This window comes from Xanthomonas sp. 1678 (assembly GCF_031455575.1).
Classification (GTDB): Bacteria; Pseudomonadota; Gammaproteobacteria; order Xanthomonadales; family Xanthomonadaceae; genus Xanthomonas_A.
Genome location: NZ_JAVDSZ010000010.1, coordinates 88,183 through 111,450, shown reverse-complemented (window position 1 = coordinate 111,450; position 23,268 = coordinate 88,183). Strand labels below are relative to the sequence as shown.

The following is a 23,268-nucleotide window of genomic DNA, read 5'->3' as shown; positions in this document are numbered from 1 at the left end:
AACATCGGCTGCATGTCGCTGCGTCACCGCGACGCATACCGGCGACACGCTGCCTGCGCCCGCACGGCGCGGCCGCTCACTCCTGTTTCTGCAGCGACTGCTCGTGGACCAGATCCTCGGCCACCACGTACGTGTCGCGGCCGCCGTTCTTGGCCTGGTACAGCGCCGCGTCGGCGCGCGAGAACCAATCCTGCCAGTGCAGCTCGTCGCACAGCATGGCCGCGCCGAGGGACACGGTGACGCTGCCGTTGGGACCGCGCAACGCCTCGCGCATGACCTGGTGCAGGCGCTTGCTGAAACGGACCAGCTCGCTGCGCGACTGCAGGCGCGCCACCACCACGAATTCCTCGCCGCCGAAGCGGAACACCTCGTCCGGCGCACGCACCTCGAAACGCAGCAGCGCGGCCAGTTCGGCCAGCGTGCGGTCGCCGGCCGCGTGCCCGTAGAGATCGTTGACCACCTTGAAGTGGTCGATGTCCAGCACGACCAGTCCATGCCGGCGCGTGTTGCGGCGCGGATCGGTCACGCGCTGCGACAGGCTGCGCTCCAGCATGCGCCTGTTCGGCAGCCCGGTCAGCGCGTCGTGCGAGGCCAGCTGTTCCAGGCGCAGGCGATCGTCCTCCAGGCGTAGCGACAGCACGTAGCCCAGGCCGGTGATCAGCAGCGACACGGCGGTCAGCGAGAAGGTGTGCTCGGCGCCGAGCGCGGTCTCCGCGCTGCTCGAGGTGACCAGCATGATCACGATCAAGGTGGCATTGCAGGCCAGCCCGACATTGCGCGAGACGACGAAGAAGTTGCTCATCATCACCAGGTACAGCCACGGGATCGCGGCCTGATGCAGCGCGTGGCTGGCCAGCGCGCTGCCCAGCAGCCAACTCAGGGTCAGCAGCGCGTCCATGCGGCTGTCGCCGCGGCGCAGCGCCAGCCAGGTGGCCAGCGCCGCCAGCGCGGCCAACGCCATGCCGGCAGCGGCCACCCACGGCTGCGCCTTCAGCAACTGGTACATCCCGAACAGCAGCAACAGCACGGCGGTGGTCGGCCCGAGAATCCTGATCAGGCCGAGCCGGAAGTCGTGGCGCATCGGAACGCTCACGGTTGCGCGGCGCTTTGCGCGGCGCGCGGTATCTGCCTGGCAACGACGGGCTGGGGAAGGAGAAGGACGTGCATGCGGACATCGCGCTGCGTTAGGGTCGCATCGTAGTAGCAAATTCTGGGCCGTCCGCCGCATTGGCCGCGTGATTGCGGCAGGGCGGGCAGAGCGCCGGTCAGATGTCGCCTCGGGCGATGCCGCGTGCCGATCCGTCGTTCCCCTATTGGAGGCGTGAGCCGGTGCAGGGCGGGCGTCGCACTCGCCTCACTCGTACAGAGGCATGGGCGCCGCTGCTGCGCGACCGGCGTCGGCGACGCTGCCATGTGCAGCTTGGCGGTCTGGCTCTAGTCGGCCGCCGGCCGTGGGCAGTCGTGGCGGAACGTGGCCTGCGGCAGGCGTTCGGCCAGGAAATCCACGAAGCTGCGGATCGCCGGCAGCAGGCCGCGGCGGCTCGGGTAGACGAAATGCAGCAGGCCCTGGGCGGTGCTGTAGTCCGGCAGCACGCATTCCAGCGTGCCGTTGGTGAGCAGGGGCGCGCAGAATTCCTCGGGCAACAGCGCCACCCCGCAGTCCTGCACGGCAGCGGCCAGGAGCACCGAGAAATCGCCGCTGACCAGCCTCGGCGTGACCTCCACCGCGGTCTTGTTGCCGTCGCCGTCGAGCAGCTCCCACAACTGCGCGCCCTCGTGTTCGAACATCGACAAGGCCGGCAGCTGCGCCAGCTCCTGCAACGTCTGCGGACGGCCATGCGCGTCCAGGAACGCGCGGCTGGCCACCAGCATGCCGCGCGCATGGCCGATGCTGCGCACCACCAGGGTGGCATCGGTATCGAGCTTGTCGCGCACCCGGATCGCCACATCGTAGCCTTCGCCGATCACATCCACGCGGCGGTTGGTCGCGGTGAGCCGCACCCGCACCTTGGGGTGTTGCTGCAGGAATGCCGGCAGGATCGGGCCCAACACGTTCTGGGCCAGCGGTACCGGGCAGCTGACCCGGACCACGCCGCGCGGCTCGATGCGCAGTTCGTCGACCGCATCCTGCGCGGCGCGCGCTTCTTCCAGCACCGCGCGGCAGTGCTGGTAGAAGCGCATGCCGACCTCGGTGACCACGAAGCGTCGCGTGGTCCGCTGCAGCAGGCGCACGCCGAGCCGTTCCTCGAGCTGGGCGACGCGCTTGCTCAGCCGCGACTTGGGCAGGCCCAGCGCCCGCCCGGCGGCGGAAAATCCACCGTGTTCGACCACCGAGGCGAAGAAATACAGATCGTTGAGGTCGTGCAGTACGCCGTCCATCGTCGGGATCATCGTTTCTCGTCGCGAACGATCAGTCTACTTCATGTGGGCTAATCGCTTGATTGTTTCGCGCGTATCGTCTTTTCCATGCCGCTACGCGGTCAACGCAAAGGGAACCTCCATGAAACTCCTGCATATCGACAGCAGCGCGCTTGGCGCGCATTCCGTCTCGCGCGGCCTGACCGCGGCCATCGTCGCCGAGTTCGTCGCCGCGCATCCCGGCGTGGACGTCGCCTACCGCGACGTGCATGCCGCGCCGCTGAGCCACTGGTCGCCGCCGGCCGGCGATGCCGACCCGGCGGCCATCGAAAACAGCCAAGTGCTGGAAGAGTTCCTGGCCGTCGATGTCGTCGTGGTCGGCGCGCCCATGTACAACTTCGGCATCGCCAGCTCGCTGAAGGCCTGGATCGACCGTCTCGCCGTGGCCGGGAAGACCTTCCGCTACGGCGCCGCCGGTCCGGAAGGCCTGGCCGGCGGCAAGCGCGTGATCGTCGCGTCCTCGCGCGGTGGCATCTACAGCCCGGGCAGCCCGGCGGCGGCGAACGATTTCCAGGAAACCTACCTGCGCGCGGCGTTCGGCTTCTTCGGCATCACCGAGATCGAGTTCGTTCGCGCCGAAGGCGTGGCGATGAGCGACGACCACCGCACCCAGGCGATCGGCGGCGCGATCGCCGGCATCGGCGGCTTGTTGCGCGAAGCGGCCTGATCCGCGGCGGCCGGGATGTCTCGCGTCCGCGAGGCGTCTCGGCAGGGGCAGGGTTGCCGCGCGAGCGCAACAGCGCACGCCAGGACGCTGCGGCAGGCATCGCCTGCTCTCCAGCCGCTGCCGATCGCTGCGACACCGGCACTTGCCTTGCGGAACGTTTGGACGCGCGCCGGAACGCCAATGGGAGCGATGCCTGGGATTGTTATGCAACGATCGCCGCCAGCATTTGTCCCGGCAGACGCTAGCCGAACCGGCGCTATGGCGCTTCGTCGTCGACCAGTTGCAGGCCCTCGGGTTTCAGGGCGATGTCTCCATCTTCGCCCTGTGCGGCATAGCCTTGCCGCACCGCCCAGTTCGCCTCCTCCTCGCTGACCGGCTTGGTGTCGTGGATGTCTTGCAGGATGCGCAATTGTTCGCTGGTCAGTGGCATGGCACACCGTTGTCGGGAATCGATGGCATCACCGTACATGCCATGCGTGATGGGCATGTCGCCGGGGCGGCGCATCGGGGCCTCAAGCCTCGTTGCCGGTCGCTTACCGGCATGGCGGGGCAGGGAGCCCTGATCGCCTCGTCGCAAGGTTGCAAGCATCCTCTTACCGGTGCGACCTTCACCGGCGAGAAAGACAGCGACTTCAGCTGCCACAAGCCGGGGATGTCGGATCCGTGACGCAGAACCAGAAGGATCCGCGCTGAGTGCGCGCGTCGTTCCGACTGCGGCGAGGACATGGTCGTAACAGTCCCGGTTGCATGCTCGCGTCACCAGCTGTGCGGCCGTAGGTAAATCTCGGGGCTGCTTCAAGGGTGCAGGTATCCGCGGCTGGACCATCTTCGTTTGACGTGTTGCCGCTGCCCCTACGCCCGGGGCAGCCTCGCACGCTTCAGCTGCGCCGTGGGCTACCGGCGCCGCTCGCACCGACTGTCAGCCCCTCGATCCGCTCATGTGCAGCGTCGAACCGACGCGGTGGCGATGTTCGCTGCAACGGCTGCCGTCGCGATCGCCTTGCGGTGCCGCCCTGATTCCGGAGACCCCGCAGGTGGATCGCTGTGCCGGTGAGGCGTGCCTCGTCGATGGCGGGCACAAACAAAAAGGGCCGGATTGCCCTGGAATCCAGGAACATCCGACCCTTGTCGTACGTCCGCGAACCGCTGCGAACGTTCAGATGGTGGAGGTGGGCGGAATCGAACCGCCGTCCGAAGGCACTCCATCCCCGGCACTACATGCTTAGCTCATCGTTGGATCTCATCCCGGAACAGCACGATGTGCGAAGCGCATCCCGGGACCAGCCTGCTTCATTTAGCCAATGGTTGACAGGCAGCCACCACCGGCGATTCCGTGATAATGACCCTACGTCGCGAGCACGGACACAAGCGATTTCGGGGCTAGGCCTTAAGCGGCCAGTGCGTAGTTGTCGTCGTTGGCAACTATAAGTTTGCTGCTGGATTTACGAGGAAAGCGGCCCCCTCGGCATGCGCCAAGCGATTTTGCAACCCCCGTCGAAACCAGTGCACCCCCGGGGAGAACGTAAAACGCTGACCTGCACAGTGTAGGGATCGGGGAGGCCAGTCACAAGTCTTGCGACTGGGGCGGCTTAAGCTGGCTTCACTCGGCGCGGCAGCTGGTGGTATGCGCCGACGGATCTCCCCCAGGCATGGAGCACCGCGATGGCAACCAGGCAACAGCGTGCGCGCGACGGCGGGCGCGACCGGAAGCGAGCGCCCGCTACGGCGCCCGCGGCAAAACCGGCAGAAGCGACCCCGCCGGCCGGCCGCGCGCCCACGAAGCGGGGCGTTGCGGCAAAAAAGGCTGCGCCCAAGAAGACCGCGCCGAAGAAGGCCGGTGCGAAGCGGATCCGGGACCAGGTCGCTGAACAGGCCGCCGCCGGACCGGGTAGGCGGCTCCGGCCCGCCCCAGCGAAGCCATTGGCGAGCTCCAAGCCCGTAGCAGGCAAGTCCAGAACGGCCGAGACAGACAAGACGGCCAAGACGGCCAAGACAGCCAAGGCGGCCAAGGCGGCCAAAGCAGCCAAAGCAGCCAAAGCAGCCAGCCGCCAGCCGCCCTCTCCTGACGGTGGACCTGTCGCCGCTGCCGCGTCCGTGGCGCCCCCACGCACGCTCCGGCCCAAGGCCACCGGCGAAGGCTCGCTGGCGCAGGGGCGGGCGCGGACGGTCGTCTACATCCATGGCATCGGCAACAAGCCGCCGGCCGAGGTGCTGCGCTGCCAGTGGGATCGCGCCTTGTTCGGTCGGGAGATGGGCGAGCGCACGCGCCTGGCGTACTGGGTCAGCCGCGAGCGCTATCCGTCGCCGGAGCCGGGCAGCTGCCAGGACCAGGATCGCGGCCCGGCGCTGAACCAGGCCGAGCAGCGCGTGCTCGGTGCGCTGGGCGTGGTGCCGCAGATGGCCGATCTGCGCCAGTTGGCCGAGACGCTGGCCGGCAGCGATGTGGAGCGCGCATTCCTGCAGCAGCTGCTGGACGAAGTGCAGACCGCCGCGCCCGACGCCACCGGCATCCATGCGCAGGGGCCGATCGACGTGCTGAACCGGATGCTGCTGAAGCTGATCTCCGCGGCGCTGCTGCAGGACGTGCACGATTTCTTCTTCGTGCCGGCGCGGCGCGAGCAGATGCGCGAAAGTCTGCTGCAGCGCATGCGTGCCGGCGGCGGTCCGTTCGTGGTGGTCGCGCACAGCCAGGGCTCGCTGATCGCCTACGACGTGCTGCGCGAATTCGAAGCCGAAGGCTGCGAGGTGTCGCTGCTGCTGACGCTGGGCTCGCCGCTGGGCCTGCCGGTGGTGCGCAGCATGTTCAAGCAGTGGACCGGCACGCCGAAGCTGCCGTTCCCGGCCTGCGTGAAGCGCTGGGTCAACGTCGCCGAGCGCCGCGATCCGGTGGCGCTGGACGATGATCTAAGCGACGACATCGCCGACGCGCAGGGGCGCTTCCACAACATCGCCGGGTCGCGGATCAATCCGGATTGGCAACGCAACCCGCATTCCGGCTCCGGCTACCTGTCCATTCCCGAGGTCCGCGCCGAGGTGCGGCGCGCGGTCGGCGTGGGCTTCGACCAGCCGATCGCGCACCCGGTGCTGATCAAGGACCTGTCCGACCAGTTGGAGGCGCATGCGCCGGACTATCGGCACGAGGTGCTGATCGAACTGGACCGCCTGCCGGGCGAGCGCGAGCCGGCGCAACTGAAGCACGAACTGGTCGCCGCGCTGCGCGAGCTGACCCAGGCCTCCACCGGGCTGAACGGCGATGCGTTGGACGCGGCGATCGAGCTGGAGGACACGCTGCAGCGCTACGTGTCGGCGCGCCTGACCCGGTTCGAGATCGAGAGCCTGCGCGAGCGCTATCGCACGCTGAGCCTGAAGCGGCTGTGGCGCGACGCCGGCAAGCGCGCCTTGATCTACCAGTCGCGCAGCACGGTGCAGGCCGACGCGGCGCAGGTGGCGTATCGCGCGCTCGGCGCCGGCATCGGCTGGGCGGTGCTGGACAGCGGCATCGCCGCGGCGCATCCGCATTTCCAGCAGCCGGGCCTGGCCGAAACGGTGCTGGCGCAGTGGGACTGCACCCAGCGCGGCCGCGCCCGCGAACTGCGCCGCCGCGACGGCGCCGGCTTCGCCGCCATGGACGGCAACGGCCACGGTACCCACGTGGCCGGGATCATCGCCGGGCATTGCGAGGCGCCGCTGCCCGGGGTGGCGCCAGCCACGCCGCTGCGTTTCGCCGGCATGGCGCCGCAGGCGCGGCTGTACGGGCTGAAGGTGCTGGACGACGACGGCAACGGCCGCGACTCGTGGATCATCAAGGGGGTGCAGCAGGTCGCCGAGATCAACGAGCGCGCCGGCGAACTGGTCATCCATGGGGTCAACCTGAGCCTGGGCGGCTATTTCGATGCGGAAAGCTACGGCTGCGGCTTCACCCCGCTATGCAACGAACTGCGCCGGCTATGGCGGCAGGGCGTGGTGGTGGTGATCGCGGCCGGCAACGAAGGCCTGGCCTGGCTGATGCAGAACGACGGGCAGGCCTATCCGTTGAACCTGGACCTGAGCATCGGCGATCCGGCCAACCTGGAGGAGGCGCTGGCGGTGGGTTCGGTGCACAAGAGCAGCCCGCACAGCTACGGCGTGTCGTATTTCTCCTCGCGCGGGCCGACCGCCGATGGCCGGCACAAACCGGACCTGGTGGCGCCGGGCGAGAAGATCGTCTCGGCCCATCACCGCTACGACGTCGACGACCCCAGCACCTGGATGGTGGAGATGAGCGGCACCAGCATGGCCGCCGCGCACGTGTCCGGGCTGATCGCCGCGTTCCTGTCGGTGCGCCGCGAGTTCATCGGCTTCCCGGACCGGGTCAAGCAATTGCTGCTGGCGCAGTGCCTGGATCTGCAACGCGATCCATACATGCAGGGCCGGGGCTTGCCGAGCCTGATGCGGATGCTTGGCGGGACGTGATGGGGCAGGGATTGGTGATTGGAGATTGGGGATTCGTAACGGCGGCATCTGGTTTGCCGCGTTTGCGAATCCCCAATCCCGTCATCCCCAATCACGCATTTTTATTGTGCCGCCGCATGATCCGCTGCTTGTCGCGGGCCCAGTCGCGGTCCTTGGCGGCGTCGCGCTTGTCGTGGTCCTGCTTGCCCTTGGCCAGCGCGATCTCGAGCTTGATCTTGTTCTTGCTCCAGTACATCGCGGTGGGCACCAGGGTGTAGCCGTCGCGCTCGACGCGGCCGATCAGCTTGTCGATCTCGCTCCGGTGCAGCAGCAGCTTGCGGGTGCGGCGGTCGTCGGCCACCACATGGGTGGAGGCCTGGATCAGCGGGGTGAACTGCGCGCCGAACAGGAACAGTTCGCCCTGGCGCACGAACGCGTAGCTCTCGCCGATGTTGGCGCGGCCGGCGCGGATCGACTTGACCTCCCAGCCCTGCAGGGCCAGGCCGGCTTCGTAGCGGTCCTCCAGGTGGTATTCGTGGCGCGCACGCTTGTTCAACGCGATGGTCTTGGTGGCCGTCGCGCCGTTTGCTTTATCCTTGGCGGGTTTCTTGCTCATCTTGCTATTGTCTCCGATTCGGGGTCCTCCCGAACGTCTTGGTCTACTTCCCCGCACCGAATGCCTATCATCCGCCGCAGCGCCCTGGTCGAACACCCCGCAACGCGCATGTTCGACCTGGTCAATGATGTCGCCGCCTATCCGCGCCGCTTCGCCTGGTGCGACGCGGCGCATGTGCTCGAGCACAGCGACCAGTTCCTGGTGGCGCGGCTGGACCTGGGCCTGGGCTCGTTCCGGACCTGGTTCACCACCGAAAACCGGCTGCAGCGCCCCGGCCGCATCGATATGCTGCTGCGCGACGGCCCGTTCAAGCGGCTGCAGGGCCAGTGGGAGTTCCAGGGCTTCAACGACCACGCCAGCAAGGTCAGCCTGATGCTCGATTTCGAACCGGCCTCGCGGCTGCTGGGGCCGGCGCTGGCGCTCGGTTTCCAGAGCCTGGCCGACCGCATGGTCAACGACTTCGTCCGCGTCGCCGACCGCGAAGACGCGTGAGCGGGGTGCGGGTCGAGGTGGTGCTGGCCTGGCCGGAGCGCTTCGTGGCGCGCACGCTGCAGTTGCCTGAAGGCGCCACCGTCGCCGATGCCGTGGCGGCCGCCGACCTGGCCGAAGCCACGCCGGGCATGCCCTGTGCGGTGCATGGCAGCGTGGCCGCACCGAGCCAGCGCTTGCACGACGGCGACCGGGTGGAGCTGCTCAGGCCGTTGCTGGCCGATCCGAAGGAAGCCCGGCGGCGCCGCGCGAAACCGCGCTAGCGCCACCTGGGGTGTCGCCGTGCGCGCTTATTCGCCGCGGCGCTGCTTCTTCTTGTCCTTGGCCAGGTTGCGGCCGAACTGGCGCACGCTGTTCTTGGCCAGTTCCGAATCGCGGTCCGGGAAATACTCGCCTTCCCAGCGGGTCACCGTGTCGTTCTCGAAGTACACGACGAAATTCTTGATTTCGGTCTTGCCGACGCGATCGACGCGCTCGCTGGAGGTGTAGTCCCAGCGCTGGGCGTGGAACGGATCCGGGATCGACGGAGTGCCCAGCAATGCGCTGACCTGCTGCTTGCTTTGCCCGACCTTGAGTTGGTCGACGGCCGCCTGCTTGATCAGGTTGCCTTGATAAATGGGCTGCTTGTAGATGATCCCGCAGCCAGCGGTGGACAGGGCAACAACGGCGACCAGCAAGAGATTGCGCATCGGGGACAGTACTGAGGGAAATCAGGTCGATGATACACTTCTGACGACCGCCGCGACCCATCCCGAGGCAGCTGGCGCTAAACCAGCTATGAACGGAGACGCCATGGAATCCCACGATCTGCGCAAAGTCGGCCTGAAGGTCACGCATCCCCGGATGCGCATCCTGGAGCTGCTCGAGCAGAAGTCGGCGCGCCACCACATGACCGCCGAGGAGATCTACCGCCAGCTGCTCGACCACGGCGACGAGATCGGCCTGGCCACGGTGTACCGGGTCCTGACCCAGTTCGAGGCGGCCGGGCTGGTGCTCAAGCACAATTTCGAAGGCGGCCAGGCGGTGTACGAACTGGACCGCGGCGGTCACCACGACCACATGGTGGACGTGGATACCGGCAACGTCATCGAGTTCGAAAGCGCCGAGATCGAAGAACTGCAGCGCAAGATCGCCGCCGATCACGGCTACGAGCTGGAAGAGCATTCGCTGGTGCTGTACGTGCGCAGCAAGCGCCCGGCGGGCAAGAAGGGTTGAGTTCCGAGGGGCAGGGCAGGCTCGGCATCGGCAGGATGGATGCGGCGCTGGGAGCGTAGTCACTTTTTGTGTGTTGCCTGCTTCGGGTGTTTCCTGCTGTAGGCAGGGGACCGGTGCCCTGAACCATCGACGGGGTGCTGTCTGACACCGGGTGCTGCCTGAAGCCGTCGAATCCATTGCTCCGCGCGTCGCGACTGAAGTCGCTCCCACAGGGACTTGCGGCGAGTTGCCTGTGACCTGTGGGAGGGCTTCCATGGCCTGCGGCATCAATAGAGTCATCCGTCCCGACGGCTTCCGCAGCCGGCGAGCTGGATGGCTCCGTTCATCGCGGTTGATACCCGGGGCCACCCGGAACCGCTCCTACAGGGGCTTGCGGCCGACTCGCTGGACGCAATGTGGGAGGGACTTCAGTCCCGACTGCTTCCGAAGCCGGATGGTTGAATGGCTCCCTTAGTCGCGGTTGAAACCGCTCCTACAGGGAGCTGCGGCCGACTCGCTGATGCACTGTGGGGACTTAAGCCCCACGCGCGTGTACCGGTCGGGTGCTGACTTCGTTCGTCGCACGTCACGGTTGAAACGGCCCCTGCAGGGCTTCGCGGAACAGACTGGGTGCACTGTGGGAGGGGCTTCAGCCCCGACCCGGCCGATCCGAACGCTGCAGGCTTCCTGCGCTCGTCACGCCAATGCCCGAAGCCATCTCCACCAGCGTCCATTCTGCTGCGGCGATCCGGGTACTAGTTCCGGAGCCCGGCGGCCGGCAGGGCGGAAATTCTTGCGGCCGGCCCTTGAACGGGCGCCGGCCAGCACCGGTCATACCCGCTGGAAAAAGCCCCGCACGCTGCACCGCCGCTGGCAGGATCTCAGCCGGCAGCGCTCTGCAGCAGGCGCTTGGCCGCGGCGCGGGCTTCCTTGCTGACCTCGACCCCGCCCAGCATCCGCGCCAGCTCTTCCTCGCGCTGGCGCGGCGCCAGCAGCTCGACCGAGCTCTGGGTCATGCCCTCGACCGGCGCCTTGCTGACCCGGTAGTGGGCGTGGCCCTGCGCCGCGACCTGCGGCAGGTGGGTCACGCACAGCACCTGGCGCTGTTCGCCGAGCGCGCGCAGCTTCTTGCCGACGATGTCGGCGACCGCGCCGCCGATGCCCGAGTCCACTTCGTCGAACACCATGGTCGGCACCGCGTCCAGGCCCAGCGCGGCGACCTCGATCGCCAGCGAGATGCGCGACAGTTCGCCGCCGGAGGCGACCTTGCGCAGCGCGCGCGGCGGCTGCCCGGCGTTGGCCGCGACCAGGAACTCCACGCGCTCGGCGCCGGCCGGGTCGGGGCGCTCGGCCTCGTGCGGTTCCAGCTGGATCTCGAAGCGCCCGCCGCCCATGCCCAGTTCGCCGATCAGCGCGGTGGTGTCGCGCGACAGCGCCTGCGCGCCGCGCGCGCGGGTGCCGGTGAGCGCCGCCGCCGCGTCGCGCCAGGCCTGCGCGGCACGGGCGATCTCCGCGTCGAGCACGTCCAGCCGCTCGCCGGCGCCACGCAGGCCCTCGACTTCGGCCAGCAGCGCGTCGCGGTGTTGGCCCAGCGTGTCCGGGGTGACCCGGTGCTTGCGCGCCAGGTCGTGCAGCCGGCCCAGCTTGCGTTCCATGTCCTCGAACTGCGCGGGGTCGGCATCGAGGTCGTCGCGGACCCGGTCGACCAGCGCCAGGGCTTCTTCCAGCTGGATCGTGGCGCTGTCGATCAGCGCCTGGACCTCGCCCAGGCGCGGGTCGTACTCGCCGACCTTGCCGAGGTCGTGGCGGGTCTGCTGCAGCAGTTCCAGCACCGCCGGCGCCTCGTCGCCGTTGAGCCGCTGCGCCGCGCCCTCGCAGGCGCCGATCAGCGCGGCGGCGTGGGCCTGGCGGCGATGGTTTGCGTCCAGCGCGGCGATCGCCGCCGGCTCCAGGTCCTCGCGCTGCAGCTCGGCCAACTGGTGTTCGAGGAAGCCGATGCGGTCGGACACGTCGCCCTGCGCCATCAGCGCGTCGCGTTCGGCCAGCAGCGCCTGCCAGCGCGTGGCGGCGGCGCGCACCGCGGCGCGTTCGGCCTCGTTGCGGGCGTAGGCGTCGAGCAGGCCGAGCTGGCTGCCGCGCGACAGCAACGCCTGGTGTTCGTGCTGGCCGTGGATCTCGACCAGGTGCCCGGCCAGTTCGGCCAGCTGCGACAGCGTCACCGGGCGGCCGTTGATCCAGGCGCGCGAGCCGCCGTCGGCGCGGATCACCCGGCGCAGCTGGCATTGCGCGTCGTCGTCGAGCTCGTTCTCGCGCAGCCAGGCGCGCGCGGGAGCGGCCTCGGGCACGGCGAACTCGGCCGACAGCTCGGCGCGGTCGGCGCCGTGGCGGACCACGCCGCTGTCGGCGCGCAGCCCGGACAGGAAGCCGAGCGCGTCCACCATCAGCGACTTGCCGGCGCCGGTTTCGCCGGAGACCACGGTCATGCCAGGGCCGAATTCCAGTTCGGTACCGCGTACGACGGCGAAATCCTTGATCGAGAGATGTCTGAGCATGGGGGTCGCAAATCCAGGGCCGCGCAACGCTAGCATGCGCGGGTAGGTGGGCCAATGACTTGCCAAGCCGGCATGCAGCCATTATCTAGTGTCCAGTCTCACGGATTGATTCCATGCGCGCCTCCCCGGTCCACTCCTCGCTCGACCCGCGTGCCCGGCAGCTGCTGCGCACGTTGATCTCGCGCTATATCCGCGACGGCGAACCGGTCGGCTCGCAGACCCTGGCCCGCCACGCCGGGCTGGACGTGAGCCCGGCGACGATCCGCAACATCCTTGCCGACCTGGAGGACGCCGGCCTGCTCAGCTCGCCGCATACCTCGGCCGGGCGCATTCCCACCGCCACCGGCTACCGGGTGTTCGTCGACAGCCTGGTGCAGATGCGCCCGCCCGGCGAGGGCGAGGTGGCGCGGCTGCGCGCGGAGATGAGCAGCGCGGCGGGCACCCAGGCGTTGCTCGGCAGCGCCTCGGAGCTGCTGTCGGCGATGACCCATTTCGTCGGCGTGGTCAGCGCGCCCAAGCGCGAGCAGTTCGCGTTCCGGCACATCGACTTCGTGCCGCTGGACGCGCGCCGGGTGCTGGCGATCCTGGTGTTCGCCGACAACGAGGTGCAGAACCGGGTCATCGAGCCGCGCAAGACCTACGAACCGGCCGAGCTGGAGCGCGTGGCCAATTACCTGAACGCGCATTTTGCCGGGCGCGGGCTGGCCGACATCCGCGCCAGCCTGGTGCGCGACCTGCGCCACGCGCGCGACGAGATGGAGCTGCTGCTGGCGCACAGCGTGGAACTGGCCGAGCAGGCGCTGGCCCCGGCCGGCGACGACATGGTGCTGGCCGGGCAGACCAAGCTGATGGGCGTGCAGGACCTGTCGGACCTGGAGCGGCTGCGCGAGCTGTTCGAGATCTTCGCCAGCAAGCGCGAGATCCTGCAGCTGCTGGAGCGCACCATCCAGGCGCCCGGCGTGCGCATCTTCATCGGCGAAGAGACCGGCGTGGTGCCGCTGGAGAGCGTGTCGCTGGTCACCGCGCCGTACATGGCCGGCGGCCAGGTGCTGGGGGTGCTGGGGGTGATCGGCCCCAAGCGCATGGACTACGACCGGGTGATCCCGCTGGTGCAGACCGCCGCCGAAGTGCTGGGCGCCACCCTGGACCCGACCCCGCCGACCGAACGCTGACTGCCGCGCCGCCGCGAGTCGCATCCGGCAGCCACGTTTCGCCAGTCAGCCAAGCTCCGGAACCGTATCGCCCGGGTCCCTGGTCCCCGGTCCCCGATCCCGAAAAACGCAACACAGCATCTTGAATCCGCCCCACACCACCCACATAGGTGGTCCGGTAGGGCGGGTGCATCTCCCGCCAGGGAACCGGAAATGAACCAAGAGCACCCCGAATTCGATTCTGAACACCTGTCCGAAGCCCAGCAGCCGTCGACCGACCCGCTGCAGGCGGAGATCGAGACGCTGCGCAGCGAGCTGGCGCTGGTCAAGGCCGACACGCTGCGCGAGCGCGCCGATCTGGAAAACCAGCGCAAGCGCATCGCTCGCGACGTCGAGCAGGCCCGCAAGTTCGCCAACGAGCGCCTGCTCGGCGACCTGCTGCCGGTGTTCGACAGCCTGGACGCCGGCCTGACCGCGGCCGGCAGCGAGCCCAGCCCGCTGCGCGACGGTCTTGAGTTGACCTACAAGCAACTGCTCAAGGTCGCCGCCGACAACGGCCTGACCCTGCTCGACCCGACCGGGCAGCCGTTCAACCCGGAACACCACCAGGCGATCAGCCAGGCCGAAGCCGACGGCGTCGCCCCCGGCCACGTGATCCAGGTGTTCCAGAAGGGTTACCTGCTCAACGATCGCCTGCTGCGGCCTGCGCTGGTCGTGGTCGCCAAGCACGACTGAGGCGCGGCGCCGGCCGCCCGCGCCTGAATCGGGCGCGGCTGCGGCGGAACGCTAATTTGCGGTGATGGCTTGAATGAACGGCGGCCATCCCTATATCCGAACCAGACCCCGGCAGCGGCCGGACACCAGAAATTTTCAGGAGTCATCCAATGGGCAAGATCATCGGCATCGACCTGGGCACGACCAACTCGTGCGTGGCGATCATGGACGGCGGCAAGGCCCGCGTCATCGAAAATTCCGAGGGTGACCGCACCACGCCCTCGATCGTCGCCTACACCAAGGACGGCGAAGTGCTGGTGGGCGCCTCGGCCAAGCGCCAGGCGGTCACCAATCCGAAGAACACCTTCTACGCGGTGAAGCGCCTGATCGGCCGCAAGTTCACCGACGCCGAAGTGCAGAAGGACATCGGCCTGGTGCCGTACGGCATCGTCCAGCACGACAACGGCGACGCCTGGGTGGCCACCGCCGACGGCCGCAAGCTGGCCTCGCAGGAGATCTCCGCGCAGGTGCTGGAGAAGATGAAGAAGACCGCCGAGGCGTTCCTGGGCGAGCCGGTCACCGAGGCAGTCATCACCGTGCCGGCGTACTTCAACGACAGCCAGCGCCAGGCGACCAAGGACGCCGGCCGCATCGCCGGCCTGGACGTCAAGCGCATCATCAACGAGCCGACCGCCGCGGCGCTGGCCTACGGTCTGGACAAGGGCCAGGGCGGCGACCGCAAGATCGCGGTGTACGACCTGGGCGGCGGCACCTTCGACGTGTCGATCATCGAGATCGCCAACGTCGACGGCGAGAAGCAGTTCGAAGTGCTGGCCACCAACGGCGACACCTTCCTGGGCGGCGAAGACTTCGACAAGCGCGTCATCGACTACCTCGTCGACGAGTTCAACAAGGACCAGGGCATCGACCTGCGCAAGGACCCGCTGGCGCTGCAGCGCCTGAAGGACGCGGCCGAGCGCGCCAAGATCGAGCTGTCGACCTCGCAGCAGACCGAAGTCAACCTGCCGTACGTCACCGCCGACGCGTCGGGCCCGAAGCACCTCAACATCAAGCTGACCCGGGCCAAGCTCGAGGCGCTGGTCGAGGACCTGGTCAAGCGCACCATCGAGCCGTGCCGCACCGCGCTCAACGACGCCGGCCTGCGCGCCAGCGACGTGACCGAGGTGATCCTGGTCGGCGGCCAGACCCGCATGCCGAAGGTGCAGCAGGCGGTGTCCGAGTTCTTCGGCAAGGAACCGCGCAAGGACGTCAACCCCGACGAGGCCGTGGCGCTGGGCGCCGCGATCCAGGGCGGTGTGCTGGCCGGCGACGTCAAGGACGTGCTGCTGCTCGACGTGACCCCGCTGAGCCTGGGCATCGAGACCCTGGGCGGCGTGTTCACCAAGATCATCGAGAAGAACACCACGATCCCGACCAAGGCCTCGCAGACCTTCTCCACCGCCGAGGACAACCAGTCCGCGGTCACCGTGCACGTGCTGCAGGGCGAGCGCGAGCAGGCCCGCTACAACAAGTCGCTGGCCAAGTTCGACCTGTCCGGGATCGAGCCGGCGCCGCGCGGCCTGCCGCAGGTGGAGGTGTCCTTCGACATCGACGCCAACGGCATCCTGCACGTGTCGGCCAAGGACAAGAAGACCAATAAGGAACAGAAGGTCGAGATCAAGGCCGGTTCCGGCCTGTCGGACGACGAGATCCAGCGGATGGTCGCCGACGCGGAAGCCAACCGCGAGGAAGACAAGAAGTTCCATGAGCTGGTGCAGGCGCGCAACCAGGCCGACGGCCTGATCCACGCCACCCGCAGCGCGATCACCGAGCACGGCAGCAAGGTCGGCGGCGACGTGATCGGCAAGGTCGAGTCGGCCCTGGCGGACCTGGAAACGGCGATGAAGGGCGACGACAAGGGCCAGATCGAGGCCAAGACCAAGGCGCTGGAAGAGGCCGGTCAGTCGCTGTACGCGGCCGCGGCCGCCGGCGAACAGCAGCCGGGCGCCGCCCCGGGCGGTGCGCAGGCCGCCGGCGACGACGTGGTCGACGCCGAGTTCACCGAGGTCAAGGACGACAAGAAGTAAGCCGGGATTCGGGATTCGGGAGTAGGGGATTCGAAAGGCCTTCGCCTCTCGGCTTCCCGTTCCCGATACCCTGTCCGTAGCGCTCGCAAAAGCGGACGAGTTAGCGCTCTCCGCTTTTGCTTTACACGAATCCCGAATTTCGAATCCCCAATCTCCGCCCTATGAGCAAACGCGACTATTACGAAGTGCTGGGCGTGGCCCGTACCGCCAGCGACGAGGAACTGAAGAAGGCCTATCGCCGTTGCGCGATGAAGCACCATCCCGACCGCAATCCGGGCGACCATGCCGCCGAGGCCGCGTTCAAGGAGTGCAAGGAGGCCTACGAGGTCCTGTCCGACGGCAACAAGCGGCGCATGTACGACGCGCACGGCCATGCCGCGTTCGAGCACGGCATGGGCGGGATGGGCGGTGGCGGCGGCCCTGGCGGCCCGGACATGGGCGACATCTTCGGCGACATCTTCGGCAACATCTTCGGCGGTGCCGGCGGCGGTGGCCGCGCGTCGCGGCGCGGCGCCGACATCGGCTACGTGCTGGAGCTGGACCTGGAAGAAGCGGTGGCCGGGATCGAGCGGCGCATCGAGATCCCGACCCTTGGCGAATGCGAGCACTGCCACGGCAGCGGTTCGGAAGACGGCAAGGTCGAGACCTGCACGACGTGCCAAGGGCGCGGCCAGGTGCGCATCCAGCGCGGCATCTTCGCGATGCAGCAGAGCTGCCCGCATTGCGCCGGGCGCGGCCAGATGGTGCAGAACCCGTGCGGCACCTGCCACGGCGCCGGTCGCGTCGAGGAGACCAAGGTGCTGTCGGTGAAGATCCCGCCGGGCGTGGACAACGGCGACCGCATCCGCCTGTCCGGCGAGGGCGAAGCCGGCCCGGCCGGCACCCCGCCTGGCGACCTGTACGTGGAAGTGCGGGTGCGCGAGCACGCGATCTTCCAGCGCGACGGCGACGACCTGCACTGCGAGGTGCCGATCCGCATCTCCCAGGCCGCGCTCGGCGACACCGTGCGCGTGGCCACGCTGGGCGGCGAAGCGGAGATCCGCATTCCCGCCGAGACCCAGACCGGCAAGCTGTTCCGGCTGCGCGGCAAGGGCGTACGCTCGGTGCGCAGCCGCAGCGAAGGCGACCTGTACTGCCGCGTGGTGGTGGAAACCCCGGTCAACCTCACCCCGGACCAGCGCAAGCTGCTGGAGCAGTTCGAATCCACCTTCACCGGCGAGGACGCGCGCAAGCATTCGCCCAAGTCGGCGACCTTCATCGACGGGGTGAAGGGGTTCTGGGATCGGATGACGTCGTGAGGCCGGGATTGGGGATTCGGGATTGGGGATTCGCCACGGCGGATTCCTAGTGCCCGGTGGATCCCGTGTTGGCAGGACCAGGCACGTGTGAGGCGCGATTTTGGCGCCGGGCACGTGCCTTTTTAGTTGCGGGGATTAGGGATTGGGGATTGGGGATTCGTAACGGCGGATTCCTGGTGCCGGTAGGTCCCGTGCTGGGCGGGAAGAGGCACGTGTGGGGCTCGATTGGCGCCGGGTACGTGCCTTTTTGGTTGCGGGTGGAATTGGCATTCGTAACGGCAGATCCTGGGTCCGGGAGTTCTCGAGTTGGACAGGAAGGCGCTTGCGCGGCGCATTCGGCGTCTGCGGGTGCCGCTTCCAGTGGCAGGAGTTGGAATTCGCAACACCGGCGCTTCATTGCTCGGCGAGGCATGTAGACGGCATGTGTCGGTTGCTGGGGCCGTGTGGCATGCCCGGGAGTCTGCCGTGGCGAATCCCCAAATCCCGAATCCCCAATCCCAGCCCTTAAACTACGGCGATGACCGCATCCGCCGAAAGCCACCTGATCCACGGCCGTCGCCAGCGCCCCGACGGGCCGGTGCCGGTCGACGTCATTTCCGTGCAGTCGCAACTGGTCTACGGCCATGCCGGCAACAGTGCGGCGATGCCGCCGATGCGCGCGTTGGGCCTGCGCGTGGCGGAGATCCCGACCACGCTGTTGAGCAATGCGCCGTTCTACGACACCTTGCGCGGCAAGGTGCTGCCGTCGGACTGGTTCGCCGATCTGCTGCTCGGCGCCAGCGAGCGTGGCCTGCCGCAGCGCGCGCGCATGCTGGTGTCCGGCTATTTCGGCAGCGTCGGCAACGGCACTGCGTTTGCCGACTGGCTCGACAGCACGCTGCCGCAGTGTCCGACGCTGCGCTACTGCCTGGATCCGGTGATCGGCGATACGCATACCGGACCCTACGTCGAGCCGGGGCTGGAGACCGTGTTCGCCGAGCGCCTGCTGCCGCAGGCGTGGCTGGTCACGCCGAACGCATTCGAACTCGGGCGCCTGACCGGCATGCCGGCCTTGGCCCAGGACGATGCCATCGCCGCGGCGCAGGCGCTGCTGGCGCGCGGGCCGCAGTGGGTGCTGGCGCACAGCGTGAGCGGCGATGCCGGGCAGCTGGTGACGCTGGCGGTGAGCCGCGAGGCGATCTACCGCTGGCGCTCGCCGCTGTTGCCGGTGGACGTGGCCGGCACCGGCGACGTGCTGATGTCGCTGCTGGTCGCGTTCCTGTTGCGCGGCGACGCCTTCGAACTGGCGATCGGTCGCGCCATCGCCGGCGTGCACGCGGCGCTGGAAGCGACCCTGGCCGCGGACTACGAGGAACTGGACGTGCTTGCCGCCGCGCCCGCGGCGTTGGCCACGCCGCTGCGCTTCGCCGCCGAGCGCCTGGCGTGAGCCAGCGCCCGGTCGTCGGCATCGTCGGCAGCGCCGGCGCCTATGGCCGCTGGCTGGGCCGTTTCTTCCGCGAGCGCATGCAGCTCGAAGTGGTCGGCCACGACCCGGCCGATCCGCAGTCGCTGGATCCGGACGCGCTGCTGCAGCGTGCGCAGGTCCTGATCTTTTCCGCGCCGATCCGGCATACGCCGGCACTGATCGGCGACTACGTGCGCCGCGCCGCCGGGCGCGAACGCGCGCAGCTGTGGCTGGACGTGACCTCGGTCAAGCGCGAGCCGGTGGCGGCGATGCTGGCCTCGCAGGCGGAGGTGGCCGGGCTGCACCCGATGACCGCGCCGCCGAAGTCGCCGACGCTCAAAGGACGCGTGCTGGTGGTGTGCGAAGCGCGGCTGGCGCTCTGGCAGCCGTGGCTGCAGCAGCTGTGCGCGGCGCTGGAGGCCGAGTGCGTGCGCACCACGCCCGACCACCACGACCGGGTGATGGCGCTGGTGCAGGCGATGGTGCACGCCAGCCACCTGGCCCAGGCCGGCGTGTTGCGCGAGCATGCGCCGACGCTGGGTGCGCTGGACGCGCTGCTGCCGTACCGCTCGGCCTCGTTCGAGCTGGATACGGCGATCATCGCGCGCATCCTGGCGCTGAATCCGGCCATCTACGAAGACATCCAGTTCGGCAATCCCTACGTCGGCAGCGTGCTCGACGGATTGATCGCGCAGCTGTCGCGGTTGCGCGACCAGGTCGGCCGCGGCGACGACGCGGCACGCGCGCAGTTCCGCGCCGATTTCCTCGACGCCAATCGCCAGGCGCTGGGCGAGGCGACGATCGCGCGCGGCAACTACAGCTACGAGCGGGTCGGCTATCTGCTCGCCGATCTGACCGAGCCGCTGACCCTCAGCGTGTATCTGCCGGAAGACCGCGCCGGATCGTTGCGGGCCTTGCTGTACGTGTTCGAGCGCCACGGCGTGAGCCTGACCTCGATCCATTCCTCGCGCACGCCGGCAGGCGAGCTGCATTTCCGCATCGGCTTCGATCCCGCGACCGCCGCGGCCGCATTGCAGGCGGCGGCGACCGAGATCGACGCCAGCGGCATCGGCCGGGTGTTGCCGCGCTGAGCCGGTGGTTTTGCGCGTGGCCACCCTTTCAGCGAACCCCCTGTAGGAGCGGCTTCAGCCGCGACCAGGCGTTACCGGCAAGGTCCGGTCGCGGCTGAAGCCGCTCCTACAGGGTATGCCTGCGGGACCAATGTCGATTCCGAAAATGCAGGCAGCGCATTCATCCACAGGCGGTGTGGATGAAACGCGCGCAAACATGTGGATAAGTGCCGGGTCGCCTTGCGCGGTGGGCGTGTCATGAGGCATGGTCAATAATTGACCACTGCGGCGCATGCATGACGTACCAGCCGCGCTGCCGCAATGCGTCGCGGCGGACTGCGCGGTGCGGCGGAGCGATCTCAGACCGCCGTCAAGGTCAACTCGCCGCCGGTGGTGGTGAACTGCTGCCCGCGGCGGATCAGCTTGCGTCCGTCGGCCAGTTCGTAGCGCAGCGCCGGGACTGAGCGCGCATCCTGCTGGGCCTGCTGCTGATGCTGCGCTTCGTCCTGGAACTCGGTGATCAGATAGGCCTCGCCGTCGGGGCCGAGGGCGGGTAGTTGGCGAAAGGACATGGCGTGTCTCCTGTCGAAGGCGATTCGTCGAACCGGATTGCGCCGGAAACGATGCCGGCGCCTTGCGCCGCCCACTGCGTGGGGCGCAGCGGGACCGTAGCCCCGCCGGCGTTAGCGCGGCGTGGTCAGTCGATGAATTGCAGCCGCGCCAGTTCCGCGTACAGGCCGCCCTGTGCCAGCAGCTCGGCGTGCGTGCCTTGGGCGACGATGCGGCCGTGGTCCATCACCACGATGCGGTCGGCCTTGAGCACGGTCGCCAGGCGGTGCGCGATCACCAGCGTGGTGCGCCCGGCCATCAGCCGTTCCAGCGCCTGCTGCACGGCATGTTCGCTCTGCGCGTCGAGCGCGCTGGTGGCTTCGTCCAGCAGCAGGATCGGCGCGTCCTTGAGCAAGGCGCGGGCGATGGCGATGCGTTGCTGCTGGCCGCCGGACAGGCGCGCGCCACGCTCGCCCAGCTCGCTGGCGTAGCCACCCGGCAGCTGGCGGATGAAGGCGTCGGCCTCGGCCGCCTGCGCCGCGGCCTCGACCTCGACATCGCTGGCCTCGAGCCGGCCGTAGCGGATGTTGTCGGCGGCACTGGCGGCGAACAGGGTCGGATGCTGCGGGACCAGGCCGATGCCTTCGCGCAGCTGCGCCGGGTCCAACTCGCGCAGGTCGGCGCCGTCCACCCGCACCGTACCCGCCTGCGGGTCGTGGAAGCGCAGCAGCAGCGACAGCACGGTGCTCTTGCCGGCGCCGGACGGGCCGACCAGGGCCACGCTCTCGCCGGGCCGCACGTGCACGTCGAAGCCGTCCAGCGCCGGATGGTCGGGCCGCTGCGGATAGCGGAACACCACGTTCTCGAAGCGTACCTCGCCGCGCAGCGGCTGCGGCAGCGGCTGCGGCGCGGCCGGCGCCACCACCTCGGGCCGTTCGGCGAACAGTTCGGCGATGCGGCCCATGCCGCCGGCCGCGCGTTGCAGGTCGTTCCAGACTTCGGCCAGGGACGCCACCGAGCCGCCGCCGAACATCGCGTACAGCACGAACTGGCCGAGCGCGCCGGCGCTCAGTTCGCCGGCCGCCACCTCGTGCGCGCCGGACCACAGCACCAGCACGATCGCGCCGAACACCAGCACGATCGCGGTGGCGGTGATCAGCGCCTGCGCGCGCACCCGGCGCCGCGCCACGTCCACCGACAGCGCCAGCGCCTGGCCGAAGCGGCCGCGTTCGTAGGGTTCGCGCGCATGCGCCTGCACCGTGCGCACCGCGCCCAGGGTCTCGGCGGCCAGCGTGTTGGCGTCGGCGACGCGGTCCTGGCTGGCGCGCGAGATCTTCTGCAGGCGGCGCGCGCCGAGCACGATCGGCAACACCGCCAGCGGGATGCCGAGCAGCGCATAGGCGGCCAGGTGCGGACTGGTCACGAACAGCATCACGATGCTGCCGATCACCGTCACCGTGCTGCGCAGCGCCACCGACATGGTGCTGCCGATCACTCCGCGCAGCAGTTCGCTGTCGGCCGACAGCCGCGACACCAGTTCGCCGCTGCGGTTGCGGTCGTGGAAGCCTGCGTGCAGGCCGATCAGGTGCGCGTACAGCCGCCCGCGCAGGTCGGCGACGACTTTCTCGCCGAGCAGGGACACGAAGTAGAAGCGCAGCGCGGTGGCGATCGCCAGCACCACCGCCACCGCGAACAGCAGCGCGAAGGACTGGTTGATCCTGCTGCCGTCGCTGAAGCCGTGGTCGATCATCTGCCGGACCGCCACCGGCAGGCTCAGCGTCGCGCTGGAGGACACCGCCAGCGCGAACAGCCAGGCGCCGAACAGGCCGCGCTGGCGCTGCACGAACGGCCACAAGGTGCGCAGGCTGCCGAGCTTGCGCAGCGACTTGGCCTGGTCGGCCGACGGATCGTTCATGCGGGGGAGGTTTCCGAGCAGCGGACCCTGTTCCGAGTGGCGTCGCGCAGCCGTGTTTTCAAGGTGTCCACGCGATCGCTGGGCAGGCGCAGGCGCAATTCGGCGCCCTCGGCGTCGAAACGTTCATCGAGTTTTTCGGCAGCGCAGGCGCTCAGCGCCGCGTGCACGATGCCGAGATCGTCGAACTCGCAGTGCACGGTCAGCAGGCTCAACGCCAGCAGCGGTTGCCGCGGCGCCAGCCGCAGGCACTCGGCGGCGCTGCCGCCGTAGGCGCGGACCAGGCCGCCGGCGCCGAGCTTGATGCCGCCGTACCAGCGCGTGACCACCACCGCCACGCGGTCGAAGCCCTGGCCGTCGATCGCCGCCAGGATCGGCCGGCCGGCGGTGCCGGCCGGTTCGCCGTCGTCGCTGGAGCGGTAGTCGTCGCCGAACCGGTAGGCCCAGCAGTTGTGGGTGGCGTCGGCCACCGCGACCTGCTGCACGAACGCCAGCGCCGCGGCGGCGTCGGCGATCGGCGCCGCGTGGGCCAGGAAGCGGCTGTGCTTGATGTCCACGCTGTGGCTGACGGGGTGGGGAAGCGTATCGGGCATCGGCGCCATTCTAGACGAGGCGCCGCGGCGGACCGCGGATGCCGCCGGTCGGTCGATGTCGGTGCGGTTCGGGAGCGCGATCG

Annotated in this window: 20 protein-coding genes and 1 other RNA gene; 11 read left to right on the top strand and 10 right to left on the bottom strand. The window is 68.9% G+C overall.

Annotated elements, in window-relative coordinates:
- Positions 1–76: 76 nt before the first annotated feature.
- Together J2Y70_RS17265 and J2Y70_RS17260 are read right to left on the bottom strand one after the other, a co-directional pair.
- Positions 77–1,093, bottom strand: coding sequence for a diguanylate cyclase (locus J2Y70_RS17265; protein ID WP_263394793.1), 1,017 nt, complete (start codon positions 1,091–1,093; stop codon positions 77–79).
- 341 nt (positions 1,094–1,434) lie between these two features.
- A complete protein-coding gene (locus J2Y70_RS17260; protein WP_309920243.1) occupies positions 1,435–2,391 on the bottom strand; it encodes a LysR substrate-binding domain-containing protein in 957 nt (318 codons plus the stop codon).
- Positions 2,392–2,500: 109 nt separating this feature from the next.
- Here J2Y70_RS17260 and J2Y70_RS17255 point away from each other — a divergent pair, with 109 nt between their 5' ends.
- Positions 2,501–3,085, top strand: a complete 585-nt coding sequence (locus J2Y70_RS17255; RefSeq protein WP_309920239.1) for an NAD(P)H-dependent oxidoreductase — start codon at positions 2,501–2,503, stop codon at positions 3,083–3,085.
- 256 nt (positions 3,086–3,341) lie between these two features.
- On the opposite strand, the gene J2Y70_RS17250 is transcribed toward J2Y70_RS17255, so the two are convergent.
- Entirely contained in the window at positions 3,342–3,515 is a 174-nt protein-coding gene (locus tag J2Y70_RS17250) for a hypothetical protein (protein ID WP_263394790.1), read from the bottom strand.
- A 731-nt stretch (positions 3,516–4,246) separates the two neighbouring features.
- Positions 4,247–4,598, bottom strand: a transfer-messenger RNA (tmRNA) gene (gene ssrA, locus J2Y70_RS17245).
- Positions 4,599–5,179: 581 nt separating this feature from the next.
- Here ssrA and J2Y70_RS17240 point away from each other — a divergent pair.
- The gene (locus tag J2Y70_RS17240; protein WP_309920236.1) at positions 5,180–7,537 is read left to right on the top strand and encodes a S8 family serine peptidase; all 2,358 of its coding nucleotides are present in this window, start codon (positions 5,180–5,182) and stop codon (positions 7,535–7,537) included.
- A 91-nt stretch (positions 7,538–7,628) separates the two neighbouring features.
- Here J2Y70_RS17240 and smpB read toward each other — a convergent pair whose 3' ends face one another.
- A complete protein-coding gene (gene smpB / locus J2Y70_RS17235) occupies positions 7,629–8,132 on the bottom strand; it encodes an SsrA-binding protein SmpB (RefSeq protein WP_263394786.1) in 504 nt (167 codons plus the stop codon).
- A 60-nt stretch (positions 8,133–8,192) separates the two neighbouring features.
- On the opposite strand from smpB, the gene J2Y70_RS17230 reads away from it, so the two are divergent.
- Both J2Y70_RS17230 and J2Y70_RS17225 read left to right on the top strand, forming a co-directional pair.
- Complete coding sequence (locus J2Y70_RS17230; protein ID WP_309920233.1) at positions 8,193–8,624, top strand: type II toxin-antitoxin system RatA family toxin; 432 nt, start codon at positions 8,193–8,195, stop codon at positions 8,622–8,624.
- A 5-nt stretch (positions 8,625–8,629) separates the two neighbouring features.
- The gene (locus J2Y70_RS17225) at positions 8,630–8,884 is read left to right on the top strand and encodes an RnfH family protein (protein ID WP_309920457.1); all 255 of its coding nucleotides are present in this window, start codon (positions 8,630–8,632) and stop codon (positions 8,882–8,884) included.
- A gap of 27 nt (positions 8,885–8,911) precedes the next feature.
- Here J2Y70_RS17225 and J2Y70_RS17220 read toward each other — a convergent pair whose 3' ends face one another.
- Positions 8,912–9,310, bottom strand: a complete 399-nt coding sequence (locus J2Y70_RS17220) for an outer membrane protein assembly factor BamE (protein ID WP_309920229.1) — start codon at positions 9,308–9,310, stop codon at positions 8,912–8,914.
- Between the two features lie 103 nt (positions 9,311–9,413).
- On the opposite strand from J2Y70_RS17220, the gene fur reads away from it, so the two are divergent.
- Entirely contained in the window at positions 9,414–9,836 is a 423-nt protein-coding gene (gene fur, locus J2Y70_RS17215) for a ferric iron uptake transcriptional regulator (protein ID WP_179565169.1), read from the top strand.
- Positions 9,837–10,696: 860 nt separating this feature from the next.
- Here fur and recN read toward each other — a convergent pair.
- Positions 10,697–12,367 carry a DNA repair protein RecN gene (recN, locus tag J2Y70_RS17210; protein ID WP_309920225.1) on the bottom strand — a complete coding sequence of 557 codons (1,671 nt, stop codon included), beginning with the start codon at positions 12,365–12,367 and terminating at the stop codon, positions 10,697–10,699.
- A gap of 113 nt (positions 12,368–12,480) precedes the next feature.
- Here recN and hrcA point away from each other — a divergent pair, with 113 nt between their 5' ends.
- The 6 genes from hrcA to J2Y70_RS17180 all read left to right on the top strand — a co-directional run bounded on the left by hrcA (position 12,481) and on the right by J2Y70_RS17180 (position 20,152).
- Complete coding sequence (gene hrcA, locus J2Y70_RS17205) at positions 12,481–13,539, top strand: heat-inducible transcriptional repressor HrcA (RefSeq protein WP_309920223.1); 1,059 nt, start codon at positions 12,481–12,483, stop codon at positions 13,537–13,539.
- 192 nt (positions 13,540–13,731) lie between these two features.
- Positions 13,732–14,253, top strand: coding sequence for a nucleotide exchange factor GrpE (gene grpE, locus J2Y70_RS17200; RefSeq protein ID WP_309920220.1), 522 nt, complete (start codon positions 13,732–13,734; stop codon positions 14,251–14,253).
- Positions 14,254–14,402: 149 nt separating this feature from the next.
- A complete protein-coding gene (gene dnaK / locus J2Y70_RS17195; RefSeq protein WP_309920217.1) occupies positions 14,403–16,319 on the top strand; it encodes a molecular chaperone DnaK in 1,917 nt (638 codons plus the stop codon).
- A gap of 161 nt (positions 16,320–16,480) precedes the next feature.
- Positions 16,481–17,617, top strand: a complete 1,137-nt coding sequence (dnaJ, locus tag J2Y70_RS17190) for a molecular chaperone DnaJ (protein WP_309920214.1) — start codon at positions 16,481–16,483, stop codon at positions 17,615–17,617.
- 517 nt (positions 17,618–18,134) lie between these two features.
- Positions 18,135–19,043 (top strand): pyridoxal kinase, encoded by a 909-nt coding sequence (pdxY, locus tag J2Y70_RS17185; RefSeq protein ID WP_263394778.1) that lies wholly within the window; start codon positions 18,135–18,137, stop codon positions 19,041–19,043.
- Positions 19,040–20,152, top strand: coding sequence for a prephenate dehydrogenase (locus tag J2Y70_RS17180; RefSeq protein WP_309920210.1), 1,113 nt, complete (start codon positions 19,040–19,042; stop codon positions 20,150–20,152). Before pdxY ends, J2Y70_RS17180 begins: the two co-directional genes overlap by 4 nt.
- Before the next feature lie 338 nt (positions 20,153–20,490).
- Here the strand turns inward: J2Y70_RS17180 and J2Y70_RS17175 are convergent, their stop codons facing one another.
- The 3 genes from J2Y70_RS17175 to J2Y70_RS17165 all read right to left on the bottom strand — a co-directional run bounded on the left by J2Y70_RS17175 (position 20,491) and on the right by J2Y70_RS17165 (position 23,194).
- Complete coding sequence (locus J2Y70_RS17175) at positions 20,491–20,703, bottom strand: hypothetical protein (protein ID WP_263394776.1); 213 nt, start codon at positions 20,701–20,703, stop codon at positions 20,491–20,493.
- A 125-nt stretch (positions 20,704–20,828) separates the two neighbouring features.
- A complete protein-coding gene (locus J2Y70_RS17170) occupies positions 20,829–22,595 on the bottom strand; it encodes an ABC transporter transmembrane domain-containing protein (RefSeq protein WP_309920205.1) in 1,767 nt (588 codons plus the stop codon).
- Positions 22,592–23,194, bottom strand: coding sequence for a YigZ family protein (locus tag J2Y70_RS17165; RefSeq protein ID WP_309920203.1), 603 nt, complete (start codon positions 23,192–23,194; stop codon positions 22,592–22,594). The genes J2Y70_RS17170 and J2Y70_RS17165 overlap by 4 nt, the downstream gene beginning before the upstream one ends.
- Positions 23,195–23,268: the final 74 nt, after the last annotated feature.

Bases quoted from the DNA above. Each gene is read 5' to 3' on its own strand.
- J2Y70_RS17220 (WP_309920229.1), bottom strand. From the start codon at position 9,310: ATGCGCAATCTCTTGCTGGTCGCCGTTGTTGCCCTGTCCACCGCTGGC.
- J2Y70_RS17165 (WP_309920203.1), bottom strand. From the start codon at position 23,194: ATGGCGCCGATGCCCGATACGCTTCCCCACCCCGTCAGCCACAGCGTG.
- dnaJ (WP_309920214.1), top strand. From the start codon at position 16,481: ATGAGCAAACGCGACTATTACGAAGTGCTGGGCGTGGCCCGTACCGCC.
- fur (WP_179565169.1), top strand. From the start codon at position 9,414: ATGGAATCCCACGATCTGCGCAAAGTCGGCCTGAAGGTCACGCATCCC.
- J2Y70_RS17230 (WP_309920233.1), top strand. From the start codon at position 8,193: ATGCCTATCATCCGCCGCAGCGCCCTGGTCGAACACCCCGCAACGCGC.
- pdxY (WP_263394778.1), top strand. From the start codon at position 18,135: ATGACCGCATCCGCCGAAAGCCACCTGATCCACGGCCGTCGCCAGCGC.
- J2Y70_RS17170 (WP_309920205.1), bottom strand. From the start codon at position 22,595: ATGAACGATCCGTCGGCCGACCAGGCCAAGTCGCTGCGCAAGCTCGGC.
- recN (WP_309920225.1), bottom strand. From the start codon at position 12,367: ATGCTCAGACATCTCTCGATCAAGGATTTCGCCGTCGTACGCGGTACC.
- J2Y70_RS17250 (WP_263394790.1), bottom strand. From the start codon at position 3,515: ATGCCACTGACCAGCGAACAATTGCGCATCCTGCAAGACATCCACGAC.
- J2Y70_RS17260 (WP_309920243.1), bottom strand. From the start codon at position 2,391: ATGATCCCGACGATGGACGGCGTACTGCACGACCTCAACGATCTGTAT.
- dnaK (WP_309920217.1), top strand. From the start codon at position 14,403: ATGGGCAAGATCATCGGCATCGACCTGGGCACGACCAACTCGTGCGTG.
- J2Y70_RS17255 (WP_309920239.1), top strand. From the start codon at position 2,501: ATGAAACTCCTGCATATCGACAGCAGCGCGCTTGGCGCGCATTCCGTC.
- grpE (WP_309920220.1), top strand. From the start codon at position 13,732: ATGAACCAAGAGCACCCCGAATTCGATTCTGAACACCTGTCCGAAGCC.
- smpB (WP_263394786.1), bottom strand. From the start codon at position 8,132: ATGAGCAAGAAACCCGCCAAGGATAAAGCAAACGGCGCGACGGCCACC.
- hrcA (WP_309920223.1), top strand. From the start codon at position 12,481: ATGCGCGCCTCCCCGGTCCACTCCTCGCTCGACCCGCGTGCCCGGCAG.
- J2Y70_RS17175 (WP_263394776.1), bottom strand. From the start codon at position 20,703: ATGTCCTTTCGCCAACTACCCGCCCTCGGCCCCGACGGCGAGGCCTAT.